Genomic DNA, 16,329 nt, shown 5'->3' on the forward strand with positions numbered 1-16,329 from the left:
GCCGCCCGATCCACGGCAAATGACCCTAAACCTCGCGCCAGCTTAACCGGACACCAGTGGGCTTGACCCGAGGATCCATGCCTGAACGATCCAACAGACAAAACGGTCCGGTGGTATAATACCTGAAATGGCTGCGGTGATAGAGGGCCCAGATGTGAAGGAAGCCACGCTGACCAGAGCACCCGACCCGCTGGATTTCATCCGCGCGAACATGCATCTCGCGCCGGTTCCGTCGCTTCCCGAAATCCAGCTTTACACCGCCCATCCGGGGAGCGGCCTGCGTCGTCTTGCCGAGCAGAACGAGGAGGGGTTCGGACTCCAGCCGCCCTATTGGGCATATCCGTGGCCGGGCGGCGCCGTGCTTGCCCGCTATCTCCTCGATCAGCCGGAGACGGTGGCCGGCCGCCGCGTGCTTGATCTGGGCGCCGGCTCAGGCATCGTCGCCATCGCCTCGGCGAAAGCCGGGGCAGGCGCGGTGACCGCAGCCGAGATCGACCGCAACGCCGTCGCCGCACTCACGCTCAACACCCTTGCGAACGGCGTCACCGTAGCGGTGGTCGTGCAGGATATCACCGCAGGACCACCGCCCGCGGTGGATTTGGTTGCAGTCGGCGACCTCTTTTACGAACGCGCCCTCGCCGAGCGGGTGACGGCCTTCCTCGACCGTTGTCTCGCCGCCGGCATCGAGGTGCTTATCGGCGATCCTGGCCGCGCCTATCTGCCCCGCCCACGGCTCCGCACGCTCGCCGAATATCCAGTGCCCGATGTCGGCGACATCAAGAACGCGCCGATGAAGAACAGCATCGTCTTCTCGCTCGAGCGCGCCGCCTGACGGCTCTCAACGCCCGGCCCGGTATCGTACATAGCGGATGTCCGGCAGCTTCTCCTCGTTGCCGCTGCCGTCGCCGAAGACCTCGGCAACGAATCCGTGCCTTTCATAGAAGCGGCGGGCCCCGCTGTTGGCCTGGAAGCAGTGAAGCTTGACGACCGGCATGGCGGCCGTCGCATGGCCGAGCAGTCGGCTTCCTATACCGCGGCCGGTCCATCCCCGTTTCAGATAGAGCTGCTCGACCCACTCGCCCTCTACGGCGATGAAGCCGACGATCTCACTCCCTGCCTCGGCGATGGTAACCTTTTGATGCCGCAGTACATGGCCGCTGATGAAAGCCCGATCTTCTTCCGGCGTATGCACCACCGGCATCCAGTCGAAGGAACTCAGCGCCGACCGCATGACCCGTGCGATCTCGTCCGCGTCCGCTTTTCTTCCCGGACGCAGGACGATTTCGCTCGGCATCGGCCTCAGGCCGCCTTCTTCTTCGGCGTGATCAGCCCACGCGCGACGAGCAGCTCGGCGATCTGCACCGCGTTGAGCGCCGCGCCCTTGCGCAGATTGTCGGAGACCACCCACAGCGCGAGGCCGTTATCCACGGTCGGGTCCTCGCGGATGCGGCTGATATAGGTGGCGTCCTCGCCGGCGCTTTCGTAGGGCGTCACGTAGCCGCCGTCCTCGTGCTTGTCGACCACCAGGCAGCCCGGCGCCTCGCGCAGGATCTCGCGCGCCTTGTCGGCGGAAAGCGGCTTCTCGAACTCCAGGTTCACCGCCTCCGAATGGCCGATGAAGACCGGCACGCGCACGCAGGTGGCCGTCAGCTTGATCTTGGGATCAAGCATCTTCTTGGTCTCGGCCACCATCTTCCACTCTTCCTTGGTGTAGCCGTCCTCCATGAAGACGTCGATATGCGGAATGCAGTTGAAGGCGATGCGCTTGGTGAACTTGTTCGTTGAGATGGGATCGGCCACGAAGACGGCGCGGGTCTGCTCGAAGAGCTCGTCCATGCCCTCCTTGCCGGCGCCGGAGACCGACTGGTAGGTGGAGACCACCACTCGCTTGATCCTTGCCACGTCATGCAACGGCTTCAGCGCCACGACCAGCTGTGCGGTGGAGCAGTTGGGATTGGCGATGATGTTCTTCTTCGAAAACCCTTCCACCGCGTCCGGATTGACCTCCGGAACGACGAGCGGCACGTCCTGGTCGTAGCGCCAGGCGGACGAGTTGTCGATGACGACGCAGCCCTGGCGGCCGATCTTCGGCGAGAACTCCTTTGAGACCGAGCCGCCCGCCGACATCAGGCAGATATCGGTGTCGGAGAAGTCGTGATTGTCGAGCGCCTTCACCTTCAGCGTCTTGTCGCCGTAGGAGACTTCCGTGCCGAGGGAACGGCGCGAGGCGAGCGGCACGACCTCGTCGGCGGGAAAGCCGCGCTCTTCCAGAATGTTGAGCATCTCCCGGCCGACATTTCCGGTGGCGCCGGCAACGGCTATCTTGAAACCCATGGGTTCTTAACTCCTGTCCCTCTCCGCTTGGCTTGGTATCCGAAACCCGCCGGCCGCGCGGGCTCCTCGCCTCCCCGGCCTGGCTCGGGGAGAGAGCGAGCGGGCCAAGGAAGGTCAGACCGTTTTGGCGGTCGTTTTGGCCGTCGTCTCGGTAAAGCGGAAACCGGCGCCGCTGTTCCCGGCGGCGTCAAGCAGGCTGGCAATGAGGTGCGCTGAAAGGTGGGGGCGCATGAGCCGAGCAATCTCCGTTTCCGCGCCGGGTTTTACGCCGAATCGGCGCGAAGTCAATCGTGCGGCCGCGTGGTCGCTCGCTTGAACGTGATTTTGGCCGCGCGCTTCCTCGTCGTAGGCTCGGGCACGGCGGGAACAGATAATGGAGATGGCCATGAGACGTCGAACGCCGATGCGCTTCCTACCGCGTATCCTCGCTCTGGGGATCGGCCTTGCCGCCGGCGCTGCCGTTCCGGCGCTCGCTCACCACGGCTGGGCCTGGACCGAGGACGAGCCTTTCGAGCTCACCGGCACCGTCGAGGACATCTATATCGGCAACCCTCATGTCACGCTCACGGTACGCGCCGAAGACGGCCTCTGGCACGTCGACCTGGCACCGCTCGCGCCGACGCTGCGCGCCGGTTTCGACGAGGGCGCCGCGGAGATCGGCGATACCGTGACCTGCGTTGGCTTCCGCTCGCGCGACCCCGGGCAGATGAGCATGAAAGCGGCGCGCGTCGTCATCGACGGCGAGACCTACGACGTCTATCCCAGCCGCGTGCCGGGCGCCTGAGGGCCCGCGCGGATGCTGGCGGAGTGGCTGCAGGCGCTGCACGACTGGCAGGCGGCGGCGCTTTTGCGTCGCTCGCTCTACGCCTATCCGCTCCTCAACGCCACGCACATCTTCTCGCTGACGCTGCTGATCGGCGCCATCCTGCCGGCGGACCTGAGGATGCTGGGGCTGTTCCCGAGTATCGCCGCGGCGCCATTCCTGCGGCTGATGGCGAGGATTTCCGCCATCGGCCTGGCGCTCGCCGTCGTCACCGGCTTCCTGCTGTTCTCGGTCCAGCCGCTGGAATATGCCTATAACGCAGCATTCCTGACCAAGGTCTCGCTCGTCGCCCTCGGCGCGGCGAATGCGATTTTCATCCGCCTCAGCTCCGGATGGCAAAAGGCGACAGCAGGCGGCGCCATAAGCCCTCGCCTCAAGGCCGGTGCGGCGCTGTCGCTCGTGATCTGGATCGCAGCGCTCATCGCCGGGCGCTGGATCGCCTTCCTCTGAGGCGCTGGCCCGGGGAACATTTCGCCCCCCGCGCTCATTTGCCGAGGCAGGGAGTGTGCGCATGGCCGAAAAGCAGAAAAGAACCTTTTCCGGACGCGACACCAGCCAAGGCTACATCGTGCTCAAAACGCCGCTGCGGCGGGCGATTTTCATCGCCGGCCTGGCGGGCATCGTCATCGTGTCCCTCTTGCTGGCGCTTGCCTGAGGTGGAGGCTAATCCATCTCCACCTGGAGAGGGGCCACCGGAATGCCTAAACCGAAAGCGCCCGGAACTTCTCCACCACGGCGTCACCCATCGCCGAGGTGCTCACCTCGCGCATACCCTCCGACATGATGTCGCCGGTACGGTAGCCCTCGTCCAGCACGTCCGAGATCGCCTTCTCCAGGCGATCGGCTTCCGCGATCATGTTGAACGAATAGCGCAGGCACATGGCGAAGGAAGCGATCATGGCGATCGGGTTGGCCACCCCCTTGCCGGCGATGTCGGGCGCCGAGCCGTGCACTGGCTCGTAGAGCGCCCGGCGAGCGCCGGTCTTCGGGTCCGGCGCGCCGAGCGAGGCCGACGGCAGCATGCCGAGCGAGCCCGTCAGCATCGCCGCCACATCCGACAGCATGTCGCCGAACAGGTTGTCCGTGACGATCACGTCGAACTGCTTCGGCCACCGCACGAGCTGCATGCCGCCGGCATCTGCCAGCATGTGGGTGAGCTCGACGTCGGAATACTTCGCCTTGTGGGTCTCCGCCACGACCTCCTTCCAAAGCACGCCGGACTTCATGACGTTGTGCTTTTCCATCGAGCACACCTTGTTGCTGCGCGTGCGCGCCAGCTCGAAGGCGACGCCGGAGATGCGCTCGATCTCGAAGGTGTCGTAGACCTGCGTATCGATGCCGCGCTTCTGGCCGTTGCTTAAGGTCATGATCTCCTTCGGCTCGCCGAAATACACACCGCCCGTTAATTCCCGCACGATGAGGATATCGAGCCCCTCGACAACCTCCTTCTTCAGCGAGGAGGATTCGGCCAGCGCCGGATAGCAGATGGCCGGGCGCAGATTGGCGAAAAGCTCCATCTCCTTGCGCAGGCGCAGGAGCCCTGCTTCCGGCCGCACTTCGTAGGGCACGCCGTCCCACTTCGGACCGCCGACGGCGCCGAACAGAACCGCGTCGGCAGCAAGCGCCCTCTCCATATCGGCGTCGGAGATGGCCTCGCCATGCGCGTCATAGGCCGAGCCGCCGACCAGCCCCGCCTCCGTCTCGAAGCCGGCGCCGAACTCGGCGTTCATGATGGCGATGAGCTTCGTGACCTCGGCCATCGCCTCGGGACCGATACCGTCGCCTGGAAGGAGGAGGAGCTTGCGCGTTGCCATGGGTGCCTCTTGCGGATATGGGATCGCGCCCTTGCTAAACGGCGGGGCGGGCTTGCGCAAGATGCGAAAGATCAGGCGCGGCTGGGCTCGAAGAACATGCGTAGAAGGCAGGCCTTCGGCACCGTCCCGTCCACGATTGCCGTTCAGGCGCCGAGGCGAGACGTTATGCGCCGGCGCGGTCGCGCTTCAGCGCCGTCACCTCGATCTCGACCTTCATTTCCGGCTTGGCGAGCTTGCACACGACCATTGTCGCCGCCGGCCGGATGTCGCCGAAGGCCTCACCCAGGATGGGGAAGACGCGGTCCACATAGGCGCGGTCCGTCACGTAGTAATGCGCTCGCACCACATCCGCCATTTCGAACCCGGCCTCGGCGAGCGCGGCGCGGATGGTGGCGAGGCAGTTCCTCGTCTGCTCCTCCACGCCAGGAGGCATGGTCATGGTGGCGTAATCGTAGCCGGTGGTGCCGGAGACGAAACACCAGTCGCCGTCGACCACCGCGCGGCTGTAGCCGGCGGTCTTTTCGAAGGGAGAGCCGGTGGAGATCAGGCGGCGCACGGGGCTTGTCCGCTCACGCCCAAGGGCGGCTTTCGGCGTATTTGTGCTCGAACGTCTCGATGGCCGGCGCCTTCTCCAGCGTCAGCCCGATATCGTCGAGCCCGTTGAGCAGGCAGTGGCGCTTGAAGGCATCGATCTCGAAGGTGATGACGCCGCCGTCCGGCCCGCGGATTTCCTGTGTCTCCAGGTCCACCGACAGCGTCGCGTTGGCGCCGCGCTCGGCGTCGTCCATCAGCTTCTCAAGGTCCTCCGGGCTGACGACGATGGGCAGGATGCCGTTCTTGAAGCAGTTGTTGTAGAAAATATCGGCGAAGCTGGTGGAGATGACGCAGCGGATGCCGAAATCGGCGAGCGCCCACGGCGCGTGCTCGCGGCTCGACCCGCAGCCGAAATTGTCGCCAGCAACCAGCACCTTGGCGTTGCGGTAGGCCGGCTTGTTCAGGACGAATTCCGGGTTTTCCGAGCCATCCTCGTTGTACCGCATCTCGGCGAAAAGCCCCGTGCCGAGCCCCGTGCGCTTGATCGTCTTCAGATAATCCTTGGGGATGATCATGTCGGTGTCGACATTGACGATGGGGAGCGGCGCGGCGACGCCGGTGAGCGTGGTGAACTTTTCCATGGGCCTTGGTGCCTGTCTGATCTTGCAGAGTGGGTCGAGCCACCATTTACATCAAGCTTGGCGCTCACGCAAAGGCTCTTGCGTCCGGCGCCGCGCTCGGCCATGAAATGTGCCCATGCACGAGCCCCTCGCCTGCCTCCGCCGCTCCGTCCTCTACGTCCCGGCCAGCAACGAAAAAGCGCTGAAGAAAAGCGCCGCTCTTGCCTGCGATGCCGTCATCTTCGATCTCGAGGACGCCGTCGCGCCTGAAGAAAAGACGGAGGCGCGCGAGCGGCTGCGGAGGTTCCTCGGCGGTCCCGGTCGCCCGCAATGCGAGGTCGTCGTCCGCATCAATGCGCTTTCCGGCGAATGGGGCACGGAAGACCTCCTCGCCGCCCGCGCGCTGAAACCCAACGCCATCCTGCTTCCCAAGGTGGACGGCCCGCGCGACATCCTCGACGCCGACGCGGCGCTGGACGAGACCGACGCGCCGCGCTCGCTCCGCCTGTGGGCGATGATGGAGACCCCGCGCTCCCTCCTCAATGCCGGCCCCATCGCCGAACTGGGCCGCGACCCGGCGGCACGGCTTGCCTGCCTCGTCGCCGGCACCAACGACCTGGTGAAAGAAACCGGCATCGCCCCCGGCCCCGGCCGCGGCAATCTCCTGCCATGGCTGATGCAGTTCGTGCTCGCCGCCCGCGCCGGCAACCTCACGGTGCTCGACGGCGTGTTGAACGATTTCCGCGATCTCGAAGCCTTTGCCCGCGAATGCGCCGAGGCCCGCGCCATGGGCTTCGACGGCAAGACGCTCATCCACCCGGCACAGATCGCCCCCGCCAACGCCGCCTTCGCGCCGACGAAGGAGGAGGTGGCCGAGGCCCGGGCCGTCGTCGCCGAATTCGCCAAACCGGAAAACCGCTTCCGCGGCGTCGTCTCGCTGAACGGCCGCATGATCGAACGCCTGCACCTGGAGATGGCCGAAGGGCTGCTCGCCAAGGCGGAACACATCGAGGAGAAAGGCGAATGAGGCTCTACCGCTTCCTGACCGGGCCTGACAATTCCAGCTTCTGCCACAAGGTCACCGCGGCCCTGAACAAGGGCTGGCTCCTCCACGGCGGCCCCACTTATGCCTACGACACGGAAACGCAGACCATGCGCTGCGGCCAGGCCGTCTACAAGGAGGTGGAAGGGGTGGACTATACGCCGGACGTCAAGCTGGGCGAATATTGATCTGGATAGAAGCTCTGCAAGTGGATCCTCGGCTCAAGCCCCAACGTCCATCCAGTAGGAGGCGATCTATCGAAAGCGCGCATCCAGCCGCGTTTTCAGCACTTGGTACTGTATCAGGGTCGTATCGGCGAGCGCCTCCTGCCTGCTCGACGGCGTGTCATCGAACGGGATGGCCCCATCAAACTGGCTAAGGGTGAAGTCCCACCTTCTGCCTTCGATACGGTTGTAGAAATGCGTGCCGGCGGGCGTTTCGGTTTTCAGAATCTCGCCGCCGAAGAGATCGTGGACCACAAGCGCCGTAACGCTGCACTGTCCGCAGGCAGGATTTTCCGCGCCCCACTTGCTTGAGGTTTCCGCGCTCCAAGCGGAGCGCAGGTGGTCATGGAGCGCCTGCAGGTCACGCACCGGCGCTCGGCCACTCACCTGCATTCTCCTCGATGCGCGCCATGTCGTCGTCCGACAGGCCGAAATGATGGCCGATCTCGTGGATCAGCACATGCGCCACGATATCGCCCAGCGTCTCCTCGTTCTCAGCCCAGTAGTCGAGGATGGCGCGGCGGTAGAGTGTGATGCGGTTCGGGCCCTCGCCGGTGGCCGGGTTCCAGCGCTCGGCGATGCCGCGCCCCTCGAACAGGCCGAGCAGGTCGAACGGCGTTTCCAGCGCCAGGTCGTCCATGATCTCCTCGGTGGGAAACTCGTCGATCTGGATGACGATGTCGCCGGTGAGTTCACGAAACTCCTTCGGCAGATTGGCATAGGTCTCCATCGCCAGAAGTTCGAATTCGGCGAGAGAGGGAGAGAGCTGGTCGTGCCAGGCGCGTGTCTGGTAGATGCGTGCCATCTTGTGTCCTTTGCCGCGCATATAGCGTTTTCCGGCGGCGGATTCGAGAGTGCAGGTGGTTCCTTTCCTTTTTGGGAAAAGAACGCATCGCAGGGAGGAATAAAATCCTTCTTGACTCTCGGGCAAAGCTCTGGAATCGATAGGAACATAACAGGAACAAAATAAGCGGCCGGAGCGGACGGTATGGCACGCACTGCCATGGCGCAGGAGACGATTTGTGCCCTGCGCCGGAAAATCGCCAGGATCGAGGGGACCATGCCCGAACGGCTTGCCGCGCCGGGGGAAGGGGAGAGCCTGGTGCTGCGCCGTTACGGCCGCCCCGAGGGTACGGCAGGGCGCCCGTCCCTCTCTGCGGAAACGGGATCGCCGCGCCTCGACGCCGCTCTTGGCGGCGGCATCCTGCAGGCGGCTCTGACGGAGGTCATCGGCCGCGAGACCCGCGACAGCGGGATCGTTTCCGGATTTTCGCTGGCGCTTGCCGCGATTGCCGCGCGAGCGGGCGCCGCCTCGACCGAGGGCGCCCGGCCGGTCCTGTGGGTCGCCACGGCAGACATTCTTGCTGAAGCCGGCTTTCCCTATGCGCCGGGCGTGGAGCAGTTCTTCGGCCTTACTCCCGACCGGCTTCTCCTCGTTCGGGCAAACCGGCTCGAAGATGCACTCTGGGCGGCGGAAGAGGCCGCCGGATTGGGCTGCTTCTCGGCCACCTTCCTGGAACTGCGCGGCAACCCGGCAAGACTGGATCTGACCGCCACGCGACGCCTGCACCATCGCGCGAGGGAGGCCGGGCAGCCCGTATTCCTCATCCGCCACTCGTCCGAGCCGGAGCCTACGGCGGCGACCACGCGCCTTCTCGTCTTCCCCGCGTCCTCTTCCCTGCGCAAAACCCTTGCCGAACCGCTCCCCCGCTCCATCGGCCCGCCGGCCTTTGCCGTCACCCTGGCCAGGAGCCGGACCGGGAAAACCGGAACATTCACACTGGAATGGAACCCCCATGACTTCGTTTTTCAGGAAAGATGGCCCACCGGGGAACGGGGATCTGCTTTCAAAAGCAGCCGGGAAGCGCAGGATACTGGCGGTCTGGCTGCCGCATCTTTCGACCGACCGGATCCTGCGCCGCCGGCACGGGGCGGGCTGGCGGCTGCGCGCAAGGAGAGGCGCGCAGGCTGACTTTCCGTCACTGGTCATAAGCTGCCGGGAGGGCAACACCCAGCGCATCGCCGCCCTGGACGAGCGGGCCGCCTCACTCGGCCTGAAGCCGGGGACGGGTATTGCCGACGCGCGCGCCATGCATCCGAGGATCGAGATCATCGAGGCCGATCCGGATGCCGACCGGCGGCTGCTGGAAAGTCTGGCCGACTGGTGTGACCGCTTCACGCCGCTGGTGGCGCTCAACGGCGCGGACGGACTCTTCCTCGATATCAACGGCTGCGCGCATCTTTTCGGTGGCGAAGATGCGATGCTGGAGGAGATCGTCCGCCGACTCACGCACCAAGGGTTCGATGCGCGCGCCGCTCTCGCCTCCACGCCGGGCATGGCCTGGGCGGCGGCGCGCTACTATGAAGGCGGCGACCGGAGCGTGCCTGCGGGCGAGGAGGAGCACGCGCTTGCCCCTTTGCCCCTTGCCGCTTTGCGCCTGGAGGAGAAGACCCGGTTTGGCCTCGAAAGTGTGGGCCTGCGCCATGTCGGCGCACTGCTCGGCGCACCGCGCGCCCCGCTCGCCCGCCGCTTCGGGAGCATGCTCATCGCCCGCCTCGACCAGGCCTTGGGGATGACCGAGGAAGTCATCTCGCCACGCCTGCCCGTGGCGCCGCTCTCGGTCGAGCGCCAGCTTGCAGAGCCGATCGGCACCCGGGAGGATATCGAGCGGCTGATCCTCATTCTTGCCCGCACCTTGAAGGAGGATCTGGAGCGGAGCGGCGAAGGCGCAAGGCGGCTACAGCTTTCCCTTTTCCGGGTCGACGGTGCCGTGATGCGCATTCGGGTGGGCACGTCACGCCCGCTGCGTGAGCCGCCGCTGGTCGCAAGATTGTTCCAAGAGAGGCTGACCGCCCTCGAAAACAGCCTCGATGCCGGATATGGCTTCGATCTGGTACGGCTTTCGGTTGCCGTCGCCGCGCCCTTCGTGATGCAGCAAGCGGATTTTTCGGGGCACGCATCGGAGGAAGAGGAGGCGCTTTCCCTCCTTGCCGACCGCATTTGCGCGCGCCTCGGCAACGGCGCCATTCTCGCCCCGGCCTTGGCCGAGAGCCACGTGCCCGAGCGCAGGGCCCGCTTCGCTCCCATTGAGGAGGAGGCACGCGCCCGGCCGACAGGGACAACGGAGCCGCTGCCGACGGCCGAGGCTCGTCCCATCCGGCTTCTGGAAAAGCCCGAGCCGGTGACGGCCTCGGCGGAAGTCCCCGAAGGCCCGCCCCTCTCCTTCCGCTGGCGGCGGGCGCTTTACCGCGTGGCACGTGCGGAGGGCCCCGAGCGCATCACCTCCGAATGGTGGAACGAGGACCCTCCCGCGCCCACGCGCGATTATTTCCGCGTCGAGGACATGGCCGGCCGCCGCTACTGGCTCTACCGGGAGGGGCTTTATGGCGAGGCCGCCGCGCCGCGGTGGTTCCTGCACGGGATTTTCCCATGAGCACGCCCGCCGTCGCCTATGCCGAATTCGGCGTGCAGTCGAACTTCTCCTTCCTGCGCGGCGCTTCGAAGCCGGAGGAGTTGGTCGTCGCGGCAAAGCTGCTCGGTCATGCGGCCCTGGGCCTTGCCGACCGCAACACCGTGGCGGGCGCCGTGCGGGCCTGGAGCCAGTCCAAACACATCAAGCTGGCGGAAGATGCCGAGCCGACCCAGCTTCCTTATCACCCCGGCAGCCGGCTCGTCTTTTCCGACGGCACGCCGGATATTCTTGCCTATCCGCAAGATCGGCAAGGCTGGGCACATCTCTGTCGAATGCTGACAGAAGCAAATCTGCGCGAGGAAAGCGAAAAGGGGGCGCCCGTCCTTTTCGCGAAAGACCTCTTCGAATGGGGGGATCGCATCTCGCTCGCCGCCCTGCCTGATCTTGAAGCGCGGCCGGAGGAAACGCTTTCCTTTCTCAAGCGCCTGAAGGACCGGTTTGGACATGCGGTCCGGCTTGCCGTGGCGCTCTCCTATGGCGGGAACGATCGCTGGAAATTGGCTCAGGCGGCAAGTATGGCAGAGGTCTCGAGCCTGCCGCTGATGGCGACCAATGACGTACTCTATCATGCGGCGGAGCGGCGCCCGCTGCAGGATGTGCTGACTGCGATCCGGTTGAACACGCCGATAACGGAGGCAGGCTTCGCTCTCGAAACCAACGCCGAGCGCCGCCTGAAGCCGCCGGAGGAAATGGCACGGCTCTTCCGCCATTACCCCGAAGCGCTCACCGAGACGATCCGTTTTGCCGAAAGCCTCTCCTTCTCGCTCGCAGAGCTTCAATACAATTATCCCGACGAGCCGACGGAATCCGGCCTTCCGCCTCAGGAAGAGCTCGAACGGCTCACCTGGGAGGGCGCACGCAAGCGTTTTCCAGACAGCGTTTCTCCCAAGATAGAGGCGATAATCCAGCATGAGCTGAAGACGGTCCGCGAGTTGCAATACGCCCGTTACTTCCTGACCGTCCACGACATCATGACGTTTGCCCGTGGGGAAGGTATCCTCTGCCAAGGCCGAGGTTCGGCCGCCAATTCCCTTATCTGTTACTGCCTGTCCATCACCGATGTCGGACCGGACATCATCGATACCCTTTTCGAGCGCTTCATTTCAAAGGAGCGCAACGAACCGCCGGACATCGATGTCGATTTCGAGCATAGCCGGCGCGACGAAGTCATCGCTTATATCTACAGGAAGTACAGTGAGAAGCGGACCGCCCTCGCCGCCTCTGTCGTCACCTATCGCGGCCGCTCCGCACTGCGCGAGGTCGCCAAGGTGCTCGGCCTTTCCGAGGACACGATGGCCGCGCTATCCAGCTCGATCTGGGGCTGGTCGAGCGCCAGGCTCGGCGACACGGAGACCAACGCCGCCGGTCTCGATAAAGTTGATCCTAGGACAAAGCATCTGATCGACCGCGCTAATGAGATTTTGGGTTTCCCGCGTCACCTGTCTCAACACGTCGGTGGCTTCGTCATCACCAAAGACCGGCTCGATGAGATGGTCCCCATCGTCAAGACGGCGATGGACGAGCGCAAGATGGTGGAGTGGGACAAGGACGACCTCGATGCGGTCAAGATGCTCAAGGTCGATGTCCTGGCGCTCGGCATGCTGTCCTGCCTGCGGCGGTCGTTCGAACTGCTGAAGAAACACTACGACGTCAGGGATGACCATGGCCGGCCTCTCGAACTGGCTACGGTTCCGATCAAGGACCGGTGCGTCTACGACATGATCTGCCGGGCGGACACGCTCGGCGTCTTCCAGGTCGAGTCCCGCGCACAGATGTCGATGCTGCCGCGCCTCAAGCCACGCAAATTCTATGATCTCGTTATCGAGGTGGCGATCGTCAGGCCGGGACCCATCCAGGGCGACATGGTTCACCCTTATCTCCGGCGGCGGGAGAAAAAGGAGGAGCCGGAATATGTGCGGCCGGAACTCGAGGCCATTCTGGAGAAAACGCTCGGCGTGCCGCTCTTCCAGGAACAGGCGATGAAGATCGCCGTCGTGGCCGGCGGCTTTTCCCCCGGCGAGGCCGACCAGCTGCGCCGCGCGATGGCGACCTTCAGGCGCACGGGCACGATCCACGAGTACCGCCAGAAGATGATCGACGGCATGGTGTCGCGGGGCTATCCGCGCGAGTTCGCCGAGCGCTGCTTCAAGCAGATCGAAGGGTTCGGCGACTACGGCTTCCCCGAAAGCCACGCCGCCTCCTTCGCGCTCCTCGTCTATGCCTCCGCGTGGTTCAAGACCTTCTATCCGGACGTCTTCTGCGCGGCGATCCTCAACGCCCAGCCCATGGGCTTCTACGCGCCGGCGCAGCTCGTGCGCGACGCGCGCGAGCATGGTGTCGAGGTTCGTGCCGCGGACATCAACCTGTCCGAATGGGACTGCACGCTGGAAGAAGCCTCCTTCGACCCCGCCCGCGTTGCGGAACGGCACGCGGAGATGCGCCCCGTCATCCAGACGCGGCATGCCGTGCGTCTCGGCTTGCGCCAGGTCAAGGGGCTTTCGGAGGAGGACGTGAAGCGGCTGGTGGAAAATCGCGGTGCCGGCTACGATTCCGTGCGCGACCTGTGGCTGCGCGCGGGCTTGGGCAAAAGCACCGTCGCCCGCCTGGCGGAGGCCGATGCCTTCCGCTCCCTCGGCCTCGACAGGCGCTCGGCACTTTGGGCCGCGCGGGCGCTGGACGAGAAAGCCGCCGCCGAGCGCTTGCCGCTTTTCGACCGGCCAAGCCTGCGCCTTGCCGACCGCGAGCCGGAGATGCGCCTGCCGCCCATGCCGCTCGGCGAACACGTGGTGCACGATTACCGCGCGCTCGGTCTGTCGCTCAAGGCGCATCCTGTCTCCTTCCTGCGCACCCGCCTCGATGCGGAAGGCGTGACCTCCAACGAACGTCTGCCGGTGATAGGCAACGGGCGCCGCCTTTCCGTCGCCGGCCTGGTGCTCATCCGCCAGCGCCCCGGCACCTCCAAAGGCGTCATCTTCATGACCCTCGAGGACGAAACCGGCATCGCCAACATCGTCGTCTGGCACAAAACCTTCGAGCGCTTCCGGCCGCAGGTGCTGGGCGCCCGCTTGGTGCGCGTCACGGGCCGCCTGCAGGCGGCCTCAGGCGTCATCCACCTCATCGCCGAGCGGATCGAAGACCTGAGCACCTGGCTCGACATCCTCGTCAAGGACGAACGGCAAAGGGAGGACGACAGGTGGACCGGGACGAAACGGCCGGGCGCTACAGCTGTGCAAGGCAGGCCGCCGCCATCAGAGGGAGCCCCGCGGCTGGTGCGCCCGCAAACCGCCGCCGTCATGCCCAAGGGGCGGAATTTCCATTAGAGCAATTCCAGGAAAAGTGGAAACCGGTTTTCCGTCCAGAATTGCGATAAAACAACGAGTTAGACCCCTTCATCGATTCCATGAAACGATGAACTGGTCTAGGTCATGATGCCGCTTATCTTTCCCGGCATCCACTTTTCGGGGTCATGCTCTGAAAAGCCAGGCTGAAAGGACGCGGCCTCACGTCAGGGGCGGTCCGAATCCAGCGGCCGCGCTTCCGACGGCAGCATGACGGGAACGCCGTCGCGCACCGGGTAGGCAAGTCGGGCCGCCCTGGAGATCAGCTCGCTGCCCGCCGGGTCCCATTTAAGCGGGCCCCTGGTGAGGGGACAAACCAGAAGCTCCAGGAGCTTCGGCTCGATCAAGGTCTGTTCACTCCGCCCTCTGTCAGTCATGTCACCAGCGTCTCCGCTCCACTTTCCACTGTCCACCGAACACGCTTCTTCGCCCATTCATAGCATGATGGCGGGATGAGCGAGAGGGTGTCCGGCACCCCTATATTTCGCTCGTACGGGAGCGGCACTCAGGAAAACAGCAGCGAGGAAAGCTTGCGCCTGGCCGAAAGGGTCGCCGGATCGCTCATCCCCCAGGCATCGAAGAGCTCCAGGAGCTTCGTCCGCGCCGCGTCGTCGTTCCAGCTCCGATCCGCCCTGACGACGGCGAGCAGGTGTTCCGCCGCTTCCTCGCGCTTTCCCTCCGCGTTTCGGATGAGCGCCAGATCGAAGCGCGCCTGATGGTCGACAGGATCCGCCTCAAGCCGCCTCTGCAGGCCGGCCGGGTCGCCGAGCCCCGCCACCTGTTCGGCCAGCGCCATTTTGGCCCGCACCGCGGCAACGGAAGCGGCATCCTTTTTCGCTTCCGGCACCCGCCCGAGCACGGCCCGCGCCTCGTCGGCCTGCCCCGCCTCGAACAGGAGGTCGGCAAGGGCCGCCAACGCCTCCACATGCTCCGGCTCCTGCTGCAGGATCGCCGAATAGATTTGCGCCGCCATCTGCTGGTCGCCGGCCTCGCGCGCCTCCGCCGCCGCGGCCAGCGCTTCCTCGACGCGATTGCCGCCACCGGCCGAGAGCTTTTTCACGAAGTCGCGGATCTGGCTCTCTGGAACGGCACCCATGAAACCGTCGACGGGCTGGCCGTCCTTGAAAGCGATGACGGCGGGAATCGACTGGATGCCGAGTTGGCCGGGAATGGCCGGGTGCTCATCGATGTTCAGCTTCACGAGCTTGACGCCGCCGCCCGCCTCGCGCACCACCTTCTCGAGCGCCGGCGTAAGCTGCTTGCAGGGGCCGCACCAAGGCGCCCAGAAATCCACCAGCACCGGCTGGCGGCTCGACTCCTGGACGACATCGGCGGCAAAGGACGCCGTCGACGTGTCCTTGATAAGATCGGACGCCCTGGGAGCGGCCTCCGCAAAGCCGTTGCCGCTTCCTGCCTCGCCGCCCGGCCCGCCGAAACTGACATTCGCCGTCATCTGACCGCCTGTTCCGCCGTAGGGATTGTCGTGGTTGCTCATATCTGCCCCTTCGTGTGCTTCACGCGCCTGCTCGCCAATGCGGCGCCGGAGCGCCGTCTCGCCGACAAGAGCGGAAAACGTGATGTGGCGATCATTGCGAAACTTTCAAGACGAGCGGCCGGTGTCCGGTCGCTTCGAGGAAACGCATGAGGTCGGCCTTGCGGATCGATGCCGTCGCCTCGTTGTGAAGCGGATGCGCGTTGATGATTTCGTGCTCCAGGAGCGCCTCGTCCAGCACCACGGTAACCTTCCGCTCGCTATCGTTGACCACGCCGAAGAGGGTGACAGCGCCGGGGGTGACCCCGAGCAGCGCCATAAGCCTGTCCGGCTTGCTGAAGGACACGCGGCCGGACGCGCCGATCGCGTGGTGAATCGTCTTGAGGTCCACCCGCGCATCCTCCTCGACCGTCACCAGAAAATACTGATCCTTCTTATCCTTCAAGAGCAGGTTTTTTGTGTGACCGCCGGGAATTTCACCCCGCAGGCCCTGCGATTCCTCGACCGTGAAAAGCGGAGGATGGCGATGGGTCGTCACATCGATGCGGAGCCCCGCGAGATAATCCATCAGTTCTTCCGGCGATCTCGGCATGACCCCTCGCTTCGAATAGCTGGCACCACGCCGATGTATGTGC

At 65.1% G+C, this 16,329-nt stretch carries 20 protein-coding genes; 9 read left to right on the top strand and 11 right to left on the bottom strand.

The features are described from left to right. Positions 1-127: 127 nt before the first annotated feature. A complete protein-coding gene (locus tag GM910_RS07460; RefSeq protein ID WP_159586897.1) occupies positions 128-832 on the top strand; it encodes a class I SAM-dependent methyltransferase in 705 nt (234 codons plus the stop codon). 6 nt (positions 833-838) lie between these two features. On the opposite strand, the gene GM910_RS07465 is transcribed toward GM910_RS07460, so the two are convergent. The 3 genes from GM910_RS07465 to GM910_RS07475 form a co-directional block, all read right to left on the bottom strand. After that, positions 839-1,294, bottom strand: a complete 456-nt coding sequence (locus tag GM910_RS07465; protein WP_159586898.1) for a GNAT family N-acetyltransferase — start codon at positions 1,292-1,294, stop codon at positions 839-841. 5 nt (positions 1,295-1,299) lie between these two features. Then, positions 1,300-2,334: an aspartate-semialdehyde dehydrogenase gene (locus tag GM910_RS07470; protein WP_159586899.1), complete on the bottom strand. Its 1,035-nt coding sequence runs from the start codon at positions 2,332-2,334 to the stop codon at positions 1,300-1,302. A 114-nt stretch (positions 2,335-2,448) separates the two neighbouring features. Then, positions 2,449-2,721, bottom strand: coding sequence for a hypothetical protein (locus tag GM910_RS07475; RefSeq protein WP_159586900.1), 273 nt, complete (start codon positions 2,719-2,721; stop codon positions 2,449-2,451). On the opposite strand from GM910_RS07475, the gene GM910_RS07480 reads away from it, so the two are divergent. The 3 genes from GM910_RS07480 to GM910_RS07490 all read left to right on the top strand — a co-directional run bounded on the left by GM910_RS07480 (position 2,720) and on the right by GM910_RS07490 (position 3,812). Beyond that, positions 2,720-3,118, top strand: a complete 399-nt coding sequence (locus tag GM910_RS07480; RefSeq protein ID WP_246225907.1) for a DUF6152 family protein — start codon at positions 2,720-2,722, stop codon at positions 3,116-3,118. The two genes, GM910_RS07475 and GM910_RS07480, sit on opposite strands and share 2 nt — an antisense overlap. Before the next feature lie 12 nt (positions 3,119-3,130). Continuing rightward, a complete protein-coding gene (locus tag GM910_RS07485; RefSeq protein ID WP_159586901.1) occupies positions 3,131-3,607 on the top strand; it encodes a DUF6644 family protein in 477 nt (158 codons plus the stop codon). A gap of 61 nt (positions 3,608-3,668) precedes the next feature. Next, the gene (locus tag GM910_RS07490; protein ID WP_159586902.1) at positions 3,669-3,812 is read left to right on the top strand and encodes a peptide ABC transporter permease; all 144 of its coding nucleotides are present in this window, start codon (positions 3,669-3,671) and stop codon (positions 3,810-3,812) included. A gap of 46 nt (positions 3,813-3,858) precedes the next feature. Here GM910_RS07490 and leuB read toward each other — a convergent pair whose 3' ends face one another. From leuB to leuD, 3 genes are all read right to left on the bottom strand, one after another. Further along, entirely contained in the window at positions 3,859-4,971 is a 1,113-nt protein-coding gene (leuB, locus tag GM910_RS07495; protein WP_159586903.1) for a 3-isopropylmalate dehydrogenase, read from the bottom strand. Between the two features lie 163 nt (positions 4,972-5,134). After that, complete coding sequence (locus tag GM910_RS07500) at positions 5,135-5,527, bottom strand: RidA family protein (protein ID WP_159586904.1); 393 nt, start codon at positions 5,525-5,527, stop codon at positions 5,135-5,137. A gap of 13 nt (positions 5,528-5,540) precedes the next feature. Beyond that, positions 5,541-6,146: a 3-isopropylmalate dehydratase small subunit gene (gene leuD / locus GM910_RS07505; protein ID WP_159586905.1), complete on the bottom strand. Its 606-nt coding sequence runs from the start codon at positions 6,144-6,146 to the stop codon at positions 5,541-5,543. A 115-nt stretch (positions 6,147-6,261) separates the two neighbouring features. On the opposite strand from leuD, the gene GM910_RS07510 reads away from it, so the two are divergent. Both GM910_RS07510 and GM910_RS07515 read left to right on the top strand, forming a co-directional pair. Further along, the gene (locus GM910_RS07510) at positions 6,262-7,152 is read left to right on the top strand and encodes an HpcH/HpaI aldolase/citrate lyase family protein (RefSeq protein WP_159586906.1); all 891 of its coding nucleotides are present in this window, start codon (positions 6,262-6,264) and stop codon (positions 7,150-7,152) included. Further along, on the top strand, positions 7,149-7,355 hold the full coding sequence (locus GM910_RS07515; RefSeq protein WP_159586907.1) for a DUF1737 domain-containing protein: 207 nt from the start codon (positions 7,149-7,151) through the stop codon (positions 7,353-7,355). Before GM910_RS07510 ends, GM910_RS07515 begins: the two co-directional genes overlap by 4 nt. Before the next feature lie 66 nt (positions 7,356-7,421). Here GM910_RS07515 and GM910_RS07520 read toward each other — a convergent pair whose 3' ends face one another. Together GM910_RS07520 and GM910_RS07525 are read right to left on the bottom strand one after the other, a co-directional pair. After that, positions 7,422-7,778, bottom strand: a complete 357-nt coding sequence (locus GM910_RS07520) for a YunG family protein (protein ID WP_425482661.1) — start codon at positions 7,776-7,778, stop codon at positions 7,422-7,424. Beyond that, positions 7,753-8,196: a metallopeptidase family protein gene (locus tag GM910_RS07525; RefSeq protein ID WP_159587022.1), complete on the bottom strand. Its 444-nt coding sequence runs from the start codon at positions 8,194-8,196 to the stop codon at positions 7,753-7,755. Before GM910_RS07525 ends, GM910_RS07520 begins: the two co-directional genes overlap by 26 nt. A 183-nt stretch (positions 8,197-8,379) precedes the next feature. Between GM910_RS07525 and GM910_RS27155 the strand changes: the two genes are divergently transcribed. The 3 genes from GM910_RS27155 to GM910_RS07535 are packed head-to-tail and all read left to right on the top strand — an operon-like array spanning position 8,380 to position 14,184. Further along, entirely contained in the window at positions 8,380-9,363 is a 984-nt protein-coding gene (locus GM910_RS27155; protein WP_246225908.1) for an ImuA family protein, read from the top strand. Positions 9,364-9,418: 55 nt separating this feature from the next. Further along, positions 9,419-10,825, top strand: a complete 1,407-nt coding sequence (locus GM910_RS07530; protein ID WP_246225911.1) for a DUF6504 family protein — start codon at positions 9,419-9,421, stop codon at positions 10,823-10,825. Further along, positions 10,822-14,184, top strand: a complete 3,363-nt coding sequence (locus GM910_RS07535) for an error-prone DNA polymerase (RefSeq protein ID WP_159586910.1) — start codon at positions 10,822-10,824, stop codon at positions 14,182-14,184. The genes GM910_RS07530 and GM910_RS07535 overlap by 4 nt, the downstream gene beginning before the upstream one ends. Positions 14,185-14,369: 185 nt before the next feature. Here GM910_RS07535 and GM910_RS07540 read toward each other — a convergent pair whose 3' ends face one another. The 3 genes from GM910_RS07540 to GM910_RS07550 form a co-directional block, all read right to left on the bottom strand. Further along, positions 14,370-14,579, bottom strand: coding sequence for a Trm112 family protein (locus GM910_RS07540; RefSeq protein ID WP_159586911.1), 210 nt, complete (start codon positions 14,577-14,579; stop codon positions 14,370-14,372). A 128-nt stretch (positions 14,580-14,707) separates the two neighbouring features. Next, positions 14,708-15,697: a thioredoxin gene (gene trxA / locus GM910_RS07545; RefSeq protein WP_159586912.1), complete on the bottom strand. Its 990-nt coding sequence runs from the start codon at positions 15,695-15,697 to the stop codon at positions 14,708-14,710. A 91-nt stretch (positions 15,698-15,788) separates the two neighbouring features. After that, a complete protein-coding gene (locus GM910_RS07550; protein ID WP_159587023.1) occupies positions 15,789-16,286 on the bottom strand; it encodes a prolyl-tRNA synthetase associated domain-containing protein in 498 nt (165 codons plus the stop codon). Positions 16,287-16,329: the final 43 nt, after the last annotated feature.

It is taken from the genome of Chelativorans xinjiangensis (assembly GCF_009812055.1).
Taxonomy (GTDB): Bacteria; Pseudomonadota; Alphaproteobacteria; order Rhizobiales; family Rhizobiaceae; genus Chelativorans; species Chelativorans xinjiangense.

Coding starts and splice junctions, on each gene's coding strand:
- GM910_RS07460 (WP_159586897.1), top strand. CDS start 128: ATGGCTGCGGTGATAGAGGGCCCAGATGTGAAGGAAGCCACGCTGACC.
- GM910_RS07465 (WP_159586898.1), bottom strand. CDS start 1,294: ATGCCGAGCGAAATCGTCCTGCGTCCGGGAAGAAAAGCGGACGCGGAC.
- GM910_RS07470 (WP_159586899.1), bottom strand. CDS start 2,334: ATGGGTTTCAAGATAGCCGTTGCCGGCGCCACCGGAAATGTCGGCCGG.
- GM910_RS07480 (WP_246225907.1), top strand. CDS start 2,720: ATGAGACGTCGAACGCCGATGCGCTTCCTACCGCGTATCCTCGCTCTG.
- GM910_RS07475 (WP_159586900.1), bottom strand. CDS start 2,721: ATGGCCATCTCCATTATCTGTTCCCGCCGTGCCCGAGCCTACGACGAG.
- GM910_RS07485 (WP_159586901.1), top strand. CDS start 3,131: ATGCTGGCGGAGTGGCTGCAGGCGCTGCACGACTGGCAGGCGGCGGCG.
- GM910_RS07490 (WP_159586902.1), top strand. CDS start 3,669: ATGGCCGAAAAGCAGAAAAGAACCTTTTCCGGACGCGACACCAGCCAA.
- leuB (WP_159586903.1), bottom strand. CDS start 4,971: ATGGCAACGCGCAAGCTCCTCCTCCTTCCAGGCGACGGTATCGGTCCC.
- leuD (WP_159586905.1), bottom strand. CDS start 6,146: ATGGAAAAGTTCACCACGCTCACCGGCGTCGCCGCGCCGCTCCCCATC.
- GM910_RS07510 (WP_159586906.1), top strand. CDS start 6,262: ATGCACGAGCCCCTCGCCTGCCTCCGCCGCTCCGTCCTCTACGTCCCG.
- GM910_RS07515 (WP_159586907.1), top strand. CDS start 7,149: ATGAGGCTCTACCGCTTCCTGACCGGGCCTGACAATTCCAGCTTCTGC.
- GM910_RS07525 (WP_159587022.1), bottom strand. CDS start 8,196: ATGGCACGCATCTACCAGACACGCGCCTGGCACGACCAGCTCTCTCCC.
- GM910_RS27155 (WP_246225908.1), top strand. CDS start 8,380: ATGGCACGCACTGCCATGGCGCAGGAGACGATTTGTGCCCTGCGCCGG.
- GM910_RS07535 (WP_159586910.1), top strand. CDS start 10,822: ATGAGCACGCCCGCCGTCGCCTATGCCGAATTCGGCGTGCAGTCGAAC.
- GM910_RS07540 (WP_159586911.1), bottom strand. CDS start 14,579: ATGACTGACAGAGGGCGGAGTGAACAGACCTTGATCGAGCCGAAGCTC.
- trxA (WP_159586912.1), bottom strand. CDS start 15,697: ATGAGCAACCACGACAATCCCTACGGCGGAACAGGCGGTCAGATGACG.
- GM910_RS07550 (WP_159587023.1), bottom strand. CDS start 16,286: ATGCCGAGATCGCCGGAAGAACTGATGGATTATCTCGCGGGGCTCCGC.